We start from the raw sequence: 9,859 nt of genomic DNA on the forward strand, positions 1-9,859 counted from the left end.
GCCTCTTTTATTATTCCATTTGAAAAATGATGAATTCTGCATAATATGCGAAGGCACGATATAATTGCAGAGAATGCGCTAGTAAAGGAGATTGTGAATGGTTTTGAAACAGATATTATTTATTCGCCACGGACAAACTGATTGGAATAATGAAATGCGGTATCAAGGGCAAAGTGATGTTCCTCTTAACGCAGAAGGATTGGAACAAGCCGATCGTCTCTCTCTTCGTTTATGCTCGTGTTTTCAAGCTGACCTTATAGTAACAAGCCCTCTGTGTCGTGCTCATAGAACAGCGGAAATTATTGCGATGCGGCAGAAAAAAGACCAAATTCTTGTACGTGAGGATTTAAAGGAAATTGGTTTTGGGAAATGGGAAGGTCTTACTGTCTCCGAGGTAAAAAAACGTTTTCCCGATGAACATGATCAATGGAGAAAAGATCCTTCTACAGTGATTCCTGGGGATGGTGAATCTTTTGAGGCCGTTCGTTTAAGGGTAGCGAGTGTCCTTGAAGAAATCTTACAAAGAGATGAAGAACAAATAATGGTTGTTGCCCATGGGGGAGCAATTCGCACGGCTCTTGTTGATTTGTTAAAAGTGAATTCCTCATTAGTATGGCACATGCGCCTTGATAATTGTTCGATCTCTTCGGTGCATGTTTTTCAAAGTACGATAATGCTGGCATTTTTAAATGATGCGACTCATCTTTACGTACCTAAAGAATTTATTCGTTATATACCTCTTTCTTCTTAGACAATCGTAAGCCAAACTGATAGAATTTTCATAGTTTTGTTTGCGCTATAAGGGGGGATAGGGTTGAGTGTAGATTATGAAAAGAAGCAGGACGAAGTACGACTTTCTCCAGAAAGGGAAAAAGAACTCTGGGCTTCCTGCCGCACAGACGATTGTGCCCGTGAAGAATTGATAGTATCTTATAGACCCCTCGTTTTTTGGCTTGCTCAAAAATTTCATGTTTCTCCGTCTATCTATCCAGATTTAGTCCAGGAGGGTATGGTTGCCCTTATTAAGGCAGTTGATAAATTCGAACCTGAGCGTCAACTTAAATTTACGACATATGCTTTTTACCGTATTAAGGGGCAAATGGTTAATTATTTACAACGTAGCGAGGCTAAGGCTCCCCTTCCTGTCGACGATGAGGAAATGTGTATATCAGACGATTTCTCTTGTGATTCATACGATTTATTTCTTACGTTGTCTCAAGAAATAGAAAAGCTTCCTAATCGGGAAGCAGAAGTGGTTTCGGAGATGTTTTTCAAGGGGCATGAGGCAAAAGAAGTAGCAAAAGATCAAGGGATTGATGTAAGTCATGTATATAGGCTTAAACGCAGCGCTATAGCTCGTCTTAAGAGTTGGATTTTTCCTGATCATACCACTAAAAAAGCGTAATAGGTGATAACTATTAGAGAAGGTATGTAGAAAGAAAAGGTACCCTTCCAGGAGTGATCTGTTGTGGAAAAGCGTATTAGCCGAGTTATGCGATGGCTTGAGAGATGTATGTATGCCACAAAAAGCAAATCGTGGCATAATGCCTTGACGGAAATGGAATGCGCCAGAGCTGAGTTGGAAGAAGCTAGGAAAGAGCTTTGGCAACTAGCTGAAACACAAGGTCAAGAGCAAAAGAACAAGGGGATAGTGGTGTTAAGTCGTGTTGCCACTCTTACTGTTCTTTTCCTCTGTGTTTTGTCTGTTCCTTTGTCTGTTTCTCAAAGTAATGATTCCCAAAAGTATGTAGCAAAAAAAGAGTTTTCCTTAGAATGGGTTACTTCAGATGAACGGGCGGTATTAGCTGGTTTACGTAAAAGCCTGAGCGAAAGTAATATTGAAGCGTTACGTAACAGAGAGGAAGGATATAAAAATGAACGAGATTCTCTACCTATATCTTCAGTTGCGATGACGACAGACGTAAAACAAGCTAAGGAAATGCCAATAGAAAAAAAAGAACTCCAGAACAAAAAGAGTGTGGCAAAAGAAGATCAACAAGTTGGTAATGCAAACGAAACTCTAGAACGACTTTTAACGTTGCTCCAAATAGGGCAAAGTGCATTACGTGAACAAGGACCTGCTATAATTATAAATCGGCAGTAAAAAACTTCACCTTCCTGGAAGGAGAGATTACGTGTGAAACGGCCAGTACTTATTTCAATAATATGTTTCCTTTTTATGTTTTTTATGATTCAGGGAGGTTGGGCACAAGATCTCCAGGTAGTTTCTAGAAATGTTAAAGGAAATGAACATGTAGTATCAGAACATATTCTTTCGACCGTAGGAACCAAGATTGGAGAGACTTTGAATCGAGAGCAACTTCAAAAAGATGTGGAAGCCATTTATGAATTAGGATTCTTTTCTTTTGTGGATGTTGAACTTACACCTGAAGCAGGTGGTGTTGCTGTTACATATGTAGTGAAAGAAAATCCAGTTATAGAAAAGATTGAGATTTCTGGAAATACCATCTATAGCGATGAAGATTTGATGAAACTGGTTTTTACGACCCCGGGAACTGTCTTCAATCGTGTCTTTTTTAGGCATGATCTAGAAAGAATTCAGGAAAAGTATCAAAAAGATGGCTACGTAATGATGAGAGTTGCTGATGTCCAGGTAGAAAATGGTATTATAAACGTTCAGATTATGGAACCTATCGTTGGGGATATTATTATTCAGGGAAATACGAAGACGAAACGTTATGTAATTGAACGCCAAATAAAGGTTAAAAAGGGAGATCTTTTTAACGCTACAGTACTTCGCCATTCAATTAATAAGTTACAGCAACTTGGATATTTTGAAGATGTAAATGTCGGATTTGAACCGGGAGACACACCTCTCGCTACTAATATAGTTGTGACGGTTGAAGAAAAAAAGACGGCTTCAGTAGGGCTTTCCATTAGTCATGGTACAGAAAGTGGATGGTCCGGGGGACTCTCTTACGGAGATATAAACTGGAAGGGTAGAGGGCATAAGGCCGAGATTGGTTTTGAAACTGGTGACAACGAACAGTATTGGTTGACATACATAGAGCCGTATATGGATGAAACGCACTATTCGTGGAAAGTTGGCGCTTATAAGCGAGTTTGGGAAGAGCGCGGTTACTATCGCAGTGGAGATAAACGTCTTGAATACGATGAGGAGCGAGTGGGATTTTATTTCGGTGCCGGTAAAAAATTTACCCACGATCCTCGTTTGAGTTGGTTCCTAACTCTTGATTGGCATGATGTAGATGTTTATAACATTAAAAAAACTTCTTTAGGTACACAGGAAGATATTGATGATTTGACAAAGGGTACAACCTTTGCCGCTATTGGAACATTGACAAGAAGCACCCTTGATGAATACTTGAGCTATCCCAAAGGTGATGTTATAGACTTAAACGTTGAACACGCCTTGGATTTCTTGGGAGCTGACTGGACCTATACTAAATACTGGTTGCAAGGACGATATTATGTTCCTCTTTTAGGACTTAACGATTTCTTGGATATGAATTTGGGGAAAGAAGATAATCCTCCAATTTTGGCAGCTCGTATAAAAGCTGGTTTTTCCTCTGGAACCCTCCCATCTGCTGAACGTTTCTCCATTGGAGGATCTAACTCTTTGCGTGGATATGATGGTGGAGAGTTTGAAGGAGACGAAATGTTTTTAGCAAATGTGGAGGCACGACTTCCCATAGAAAATGCTTTTGGCTTTGTCCTCTTTTACGATGCAGGAAACGCTTGGAGAGATGATAAAAACTTCAGTCTTTCTGATCTTCACGATTCCTGGGGGGTCGGTGTAAGAGTAAAAACCCCTATAGGTAATCTGCGACTTGATTATGCTAAGGGAGACGAGGAAAATAAGACTCACTTTGGGTTCGGTGAACTTTTCTAAAGAAAAAAGGGTTGTAGCCGCTCTCTTTTTGGCTGCAACCCTGCTTTTTATTTCTTTCCCCTTGTACGGGGCTGTTCGTATTGAGGGAATGCCGAAATGGATGGCTGAAAGTGCTGAAAAAAGCCTCAATGCGGTTTGGAATGAAATGGATAGAACCATACCGCTTGCTGAGCGTTTTTCTATGTTGGTTCTTGTTGGGAATAGGTTGCTTTCAGGATATACTATTGAAACGCCTCACTATTCTGATGGTGATGTAATTGTTAGGGCTCTGGCGGAGGATTTTCCCCAGTGGCGTATCGAATTGAACAATCCCTCTCTTCCTTTTCCAGCCAATACGTGGTTTAAAGATGATACGAGACAGTTCCCTGATCTTGTTCATATATGTTTGGAGAATGTACCTGTTAGTGCATTAGCGTGGGCAGATATGGCTTTGAGGCGGGAAATAGAGGCGATAACGAAAGAACATGTTCCTGGCTGGGATATTTCAATTCTTGTCGAATTGGCAGAAGGTGCGAACTCTCCAGTTTTAAGAATTTCCTTTGTTCCTGAACAACCTTTAGTTCTGGCCGTTACTCCTTCAGTTCAGTCAGGGTCGTTGCCTGTTGCTTTTCAAACAGATTTGAAAGATAATTTGCAGTCGGGACTTTTTCCTGTTATTGGATTACCTGTAAATTGGGTTGATTACCACAAGAGAGATATTGAGATATTGGCAGAGCAATCTCTTGCTGATAGAAATATCATCGAAAATTCTAAAGCAAAAGTGGACGTTTCGTTTCGACCGTCTCAAATTTCTCGTGCTGATGCGCGAGTAGAAAGCTCTCGATATACGATTCAGGCATGGGCTGCTGCTTACGGAGGAACGGACGATAGGTATCCGGAATTGGGGCTTCATGTCGGACGTAAAGCTTTACCTATGAGCGGATGGAATGTGGAACTTTACGGTGAATGGATACTTTCAACTAACGATTTTGATCTTGAAAGTCGTTGGGGAGCCCGATGGAAGATTCATTCCCGCATATTGCTAGGAGCCGAAATTGCTTATCCAGGAGAAGAACTATGGTGGCGATTTTGGTTTACTGGTCACGTTAAACAGCCCTATGTATGGTGGCGATATAGTGAAAATAGTAAAAGCAACATGGGTATAGGCTATCGTATAAATGAGTTCTTATCCATTGAATTGCATTATGATGAGCGCGATGATGATCAATGGAGTATCCGCGCGGTCGGAAATTTGTAGGGGGGCAGTTGATATGAAAAATAAATCTGACGTAAATATGACCTTAGGTCAGATTGCCAAATATATAGGAGGGAAGATCGTAGGGGACAAAGAAATGGTTGTACATAAACTTGTCTCTCCAGAAAAGAGTGAAAAGGGTACTCTCTCAGTAATCTGGGATGAAAAAGAACTGGAGTTACTTTCTTCTGATGCTTTGCTTGTTGCAGCGCAATCTTTTTTTAACGAATCTCGCCAAGGTATTATTGTTGAAAAACCGAGAGAAGCCTTTGCTAATCTTTTACATTTATTTGATAAAAAAACCAGTTTCTCATACGGTATTCATCCTACAGCTGTTGTATCTGAAACGGCATGTATCTCTGCCGCTGCGTATGTCGGTCCTCTTTGTGTTATAGGTGATGATGTTGTAATAGGAGAAAATGTTATTCTTGAAGGGCAGATTTTTATAGGAGAGCGCAGCGTTGTAGAAGCAGGAACACATATTGAACCCCAGGTAGTTTTGTATTCAGATGTGAAGGTGGGGAAAAATGTATTGATTCATAGCGGAGCTGTAATTGGTTGCGATGGTTTTGGTATTATCCCATCATTTCATCCGGAAGCGCGTCCTCAGAAAATACCACAGATTGGTGGCGTTTCCATTAAAGATGATGTCGAAATTGGAGCCTGCACCACTATAGATCGAGGGACTCTCAACGATACCGTTATTGGATCGGGCACAAAGATAGATGATCATGTTCATATAGCTCACAATGCTCAGATAGGAGAAAATTGTATTATAGTCGCCATGTCTGGTATTGCAGGAAGTGCAGAAATAGGGGAAGGCGTTATAATGGCTGCCCGAAGTGGAGTGAAGGATCACGTAAAAGTTGGCTCAAGAGCACAAATAGCGGCTTTTGGCGGGGCAATAAAAGACGTTCCGTCAGGAATAATAGTCTCAGGTTTTCCTGCGCGGGATCACAAAGAGCATTTTAGAGCACAAGCTCTCTACCTTCGTTTACCAGAGCTCTTTGCGCGCCTTAAGGCTCTGGAGAAAAAATTGTCAGGTAGCGGGGAAGAGAAATGAGTTTTTTATGTACGGTAAAAAATCCTGTACGTTTTGAAGGTGTTGGTCTCCATTCAGGGAAGCCATGTAGTGTTGAAATCAACCCCTTATATGTGTCGAGAGGTATTGTTTTTGAAATAGAAAATCGTTCTTATAGTCTTGACGAAGCGGAGCTTCGAGGTAGCGGGCGCGGCACGGAGCTTGTTTTTTCAGATGGAGCCATAGTAAGAACAGTTGAACATCTTATGGCTGCTCTTTATACTCGCAACATAGGGCAAGCAGTAATAAGAATCAGCGGTCCTGAAATGCCAGTTTTAGATGGTAGTTCTCTTGCTTTTTCTAAGAAATTGAAAGAAGTAGGAGTTGTAGAGACAGATTGCGAAACAGTGCCCTTTTGTCCTTGGGTACCTATAGTTGAGACAGACAATAGCAAGAAAAAAATTCTTTGCGCTTTTCCAAGTGACTCACTTTCTATAACGTATGCCATTGAGTATGAAAATCCCGTTATAGGAACAGAAATCTATGACTTTAGAGTCACTTCTGAAGGCTTTTTGGAAGAGATTGCTCCTTGTAGAACCTTTGCCTTGGAAGAAGAAATGGATGCCCTGCGTGAAAGAGGGCTTGCCAGGGGCGGAAATCTTGAAAACGCTATTTTAGTAACACCTCATGAAGCTTTAAATCAAAAGGGATTATATTTTTCAAATGAATTTGTTCGACATAAAATATTGGATATTATCGGAGATTTGGCCTTGTTAGGTCGACCTCTCCATGCCCATATAGTAGCCATCCGTACTGGTCATGACATGCACCTTCGTCTTGTACGGCGGTTAAAAAGAATGTTAAACCGGAATGAATGAAGGAGGATATATAATGATTGACATTGATAGAATAATGAAGGCTCTTCCTCACCGTTATCCCTTTCTATTGGTTGATCGCATCGTATCTGTAGAAGAAAATCGAGTTGTTGGTTTGAAAAATGTTACAATCAACGAACCTTTTTTTCAGGGACATTTCCCAGGAGAACCAGTTATGCCTGGAGTGCTGATTCTGGAAGCCATGGGACAAGTAGCAGCAATGATGATTGTTTGTCGTCCCAATATGGAAAATAAGATTACATATTTGACAGGAGTTGACAAGGCCCGCTTCCGTCGCCCCGTTCGACCGGGAGATCAGTTGATTACTACAGCTGAGATAACGAAAATACGAGGCCATGTAGGCAAAGTAAAAGCTAAGAGCGAAGTTGATGGAGAAATTGCTGCGGAAGCCGAGTACAGTTTCATTTTGGCAGAACAACTCCCAAAAGAAAAGACGGAGGTAAACGACTAATCATGGGCGCGACCATTCACCCTACCGCAATAGTATCACCGAAAGCCGAAATTGAAGATAATGTTGTCATAGGTCCCTACTGTATTGTGGAAGACAAAGTCCATATCGGTGAGGGAACTGTGTTGGAAGCGTTTATTCATCTTCTTGATTTTACAGAACTCGGCAGCACATGTCATATCTATGAAAATACAGTTCTTGGCAGAGAACCTCAAGACAGAGATTTTGGTGGTGAAGAGAGCTGGGTTCGCATTGGCAATAATGTTGTTATTAGAGAGAACGTAACTATTCATCGCTCAAGTGGTGAAGGAACGACAACAGAAGTAGGAAATGATTGCTTCATCATGGAAGGAGTCCATCTTGGGCACAACGTGCATATTGGCAACCGAGTAACAATAGCTAATAAAGCAGGTTTTGCCGGATATGTTACGGTGGGTGATGGTACTGTTGTCGGCGGTCTCGCAGGTTTCCATCAATTTGTTCGTATTGGACGTTTCTGTATGATTGGTGGTTTATCAAAGATAGTTAAAGATGTTCCTCCTTTCTTGCTTGTAGATGGTCATCCAGCGCGTGTGCATGGTATAAATCGAGTCGGATTAAAACGGGCAGGCTTTTCTTCTGGAGAGAGACAGGAAATAAAGGAGCTCTATCGACATCTTTACCATGCTGGACTCCCTTTCAGAACGGCAGCTCAAAGTATGCCTGTAGAAGGAAGCCTCGCCGCTGCAGAAATTTCTGCTTTTGTGGCTCAGTCCAAGCGAGGAGTAACGCCATGGCCGCATGTAATTAAGGGAGATGCAGATGATTAAACTTCTTGTTCTCGACGTAGATGGAACGCTCACTGATGGCGGCGTATATCTAGATGGTCGTGGAAATGAATTTAAGCGTTTTGATATTCATGATGGCATGGGAATCGCCCGTCTTCGTAAAAGTGGGGTTGATGTCGCGATTATTAGTGGGCGTTATTCTGCTGCCACTGAGGGGCGAGCTAAAGAGTTGGGAATTTCATTGCTTCATAACGGAGTAAAAAATAAATACGAAGCCTTACAGAAGTTGGCTTCTGATCTTTCTATCTTGCCTTCGGAAATAGCTTATGCTGGTGACGATATTAATGACGTAGAATGCTTGCAGTGGGTGACATTTAGTTTTGCCGTAGCTAATGCTGTGAATGAAGCAAAAATAGCGGCAAAAAATGTAACATCTGCGTGTGGAGGACATGGAGCCATCAGAGAGGTGGCTGAATATATACTTGCGCATAATAGAGAATGTGTAACGGGACGTGGATGCAGTGAAAAATAGAGGAATACTTGACCGATTTATTTTACGGGAAATGGCCGGGTCTTTCTTTTTTGGTGTAATGGCCTTCACCATGGTTTTTGTCGCGGGGGATCTCCTGTTTCAGATAGCCAGTCTGATTATAGAAAAAGGGATCTCTCTTGGTGTTGTGCTACGGCTTTTTGTTTATCGTTTACCTGAAGTTGTCATATTGACTTTGCCTATGGCTTGTTTGCTTTCTGCACTTCTTACCTTTGGAAAACTTTCAGCCAACAGTGAAATTGTTGCGTTAAAATCGTCAGGCATTTCTTTTCAGCGAATCTTACGTCCTGTAATTATTGGGGCCATTTTCGTTGGCATAGTGGCTCTTATATTAAATGAAACAGTAGTCCCTTTTTCTAATCGTGCTGCCGAAAATCTTATGCGGTACGAAGTAATGCGGGAAAAGCCATCTATTCTCAAAGAGCAGGTTTTTCTTCGTGATGAGAGCAACGGGCAGCTCAACAGAGTTATTTATATAGAAAAATTACAACCTCGAAAAGGTACTATGAACAATGTGTTACTGCAGGAATTCGAGGGCGGAAAGATAAAACGTATTACTGTAGGTAAAACTGGTTTATGGAAAGATGGAAAATGGTGGATCAATGACGGAGAGGTTTTTCAGGTAGCAGAGAATGGAAAAGTGGAACTCCTTTTTCGCTTTGATCGTCAGCAATTTGATTTAAACCTCTCTCCACAGCAAGTTGAACAGGCATCCCGTAAACCCAGCGAAATGAGCGCTATTGAATTGTTGACTCAAATACGGTTACTTCAGGCGCAAGGTGGAAACAAGGCTCCCTTATGGGTTCTTTTTCATTTGCGTTTGGCAGTGCCGTGGGCGAGTGTTGTCCTTGCTATCTTGGGCGCAAGTCTTGGCGTTCGTTCGCATAGAACGGGTTCAGGAGTCGGTTTTGGTCTCAGTGTAATGATTGTTTTTGTTTATTACGTCGTGATGTCTCTCTGTAAAGCTTTTGGAGAAACAGAGCACATGCCGCCTTTTTTGGCTGCCTGGATTCCAAATGTAGTGTTTTTACTTGTAGGCGGATACTTTGCACGAAAGGCGAATGATTAA

The 9,859-nt window shown here is 41.6% G+C and carries 11 protein-coding genes; all 11 read left to right on the forward strand.

Annotated elements, in window-relative coordinates; translation table 11 throughout:
* Positions 1–97 precede the first annotated feature (97 nt).
* The 11 genes from cobC (at position 98) to lptG (ending at position 9,859) form a co-directional block, all read left to right on the forward strand.
* Positions 98–751 carry an alpha-ribazole phosphatase gene (gene cobC / locus RBH88_RS02285; RefSeq protein ID WP_213699660.1) on the forward strand — a complete coding sequence of 218 codons (654 nt, stop codon included), beginning with the start codon at positions 98–100 and terminating at the stop codon, positions 749–751.
* A 63-nt stretch (positions 752–814) separates the two neighbouring features.
* A complete protein-coding gene (locus RBH88_RS02290; protein WP_213691005.1) occupies positions 815–1,405 on the forward strand; it encodes a sigma-70 family RNA polymerase sigma factor in 591 nt (196 codons plus the stop codon).
* A gap of 63 nt (positions 1,406–1,468) precedes the next feature.
* Positions 1,469–2,104: a hypothetical protein gene (locus tag RBH88_RS02295; RefSeq protein ID WP_213691004.1), complete on the forward strand. Its 636-nt coding sequence runs from the start codon at positions 1,469–1,471 to the stop codon at positions 2,102–2,104.
* 33 nt (positions 2,105–2,137) lie between these two features.
* Positions 2,138–3,874: an outer membrane protein assembly factor gene (locus tag RBH88_RS02300; protein ID WP_213691003.1), complete on the forward strand. Its 1,737-nt coding sequence runs from the start codon at positions 2,138–2,140 to the stop codon at positions 3,872–3,874.
* Complete coding sequence (locus RBH88_RS02305; protein ID WP_213691002.1) at positions 3,861–5,111, forward strand: hypothetical protein; 1,251 nt, start codon at positions 3,861–3,863, stop codon at positions 5,109–5,111. The genes RBH88_RS02300 and RBH88_RS02305 overlap by 14 nt, the downstream gene beginning before the upstream one ends.
* A gap of 13 nt (positions 5,112–5,124) precedes the next feature.
* Positions 5,125–6,171, forward strand: a complete 1,047-nt coding sequence (gene lpxD / locus RBH88_RS02310; protein ID WP_213695467.1) for a UDP-3-O-(3-hydroxymyristoyl)glucosamine N-acyltransferase — start codon at positions 5,125–5,127, stop codon at positions 6,169–6,171.
* The gene (gene lpxC / locus RBH88_RS02315) at positions 6,168–7,007 is read left to right on the forward strand and encodes a UDP-3-O-acyl-N-acetylglucosamine deacetylase (protein WP_213691000.1); all 840 of its coding nucleotides are present in this window, start codon (positions 6,168–6,170) and stop codon (positions 7,005–7,007) included. Before lpxD ends, lpxC begins: the two co-directional genes overlap by 4 nt.
* Before the next feature lie 13 nt (positions 7,008–7,020).
* Positions 7,021–7,476, forward strand: coding sequence for a 3-hydroxyacyl-ACP dehydratase FabZ (gene fabZ, locus RBH88_RS02320; RefSeq protein ID WP_213695466.1), 456 nt, complete (start codon positions 7,021–7,023; stop codon positions 7,474–7,476).
* Positions 7,477–7,478: 2 nt separating this feature from the next.
* Entirely contained in the window at positions 7,479–8,282 is an 804-nt protein-coding gene (lpxA, locus tag RBH88_RS02325) for an acyl-ACP--UDP-N-acetylglucosamine O-acyltransferase (protein ID WP_213690998.1), read from the forward strand.
* Positions 8,275–8,772 carry an HAD family hydrolase gene (locus RBH88_RS02330; protein ID WP_213690997.1) on the forward strand — a complete coding sequence of 166 codons (498 nt, stop codon included), beginning with the start codon at positions 8,275–8,277 and terminating at the stop codon, positions 8,770–8,772. The genes lpxA and RBH88_RS02330 overlap by 8 nt, the downstream gene beginning before the upstream one ends.
* A complete protein-coding gene (gene lptG / locus RBH88_RS02335; protein WP_213690996.1) occupies positions 8,762–9,859 on the forward strand; it encodes an LPS export ABC transporter permease LptG in 1,098 nt (365 codons plus the stop codon). The genes RBH88_RS02330 and lptG overlap by 11 nt, the downstream gene beginning before the upstream one ends.

This window comes from Aminobacterium sp. MB27-C1 (assembly GCF_030908405.1).
In the GTDB taxonomy this organism is placed as follows: Bacteria; Synergistota; Synergistia; order Synergistales; family Aminobacteriaceae; genus Aminobacterium.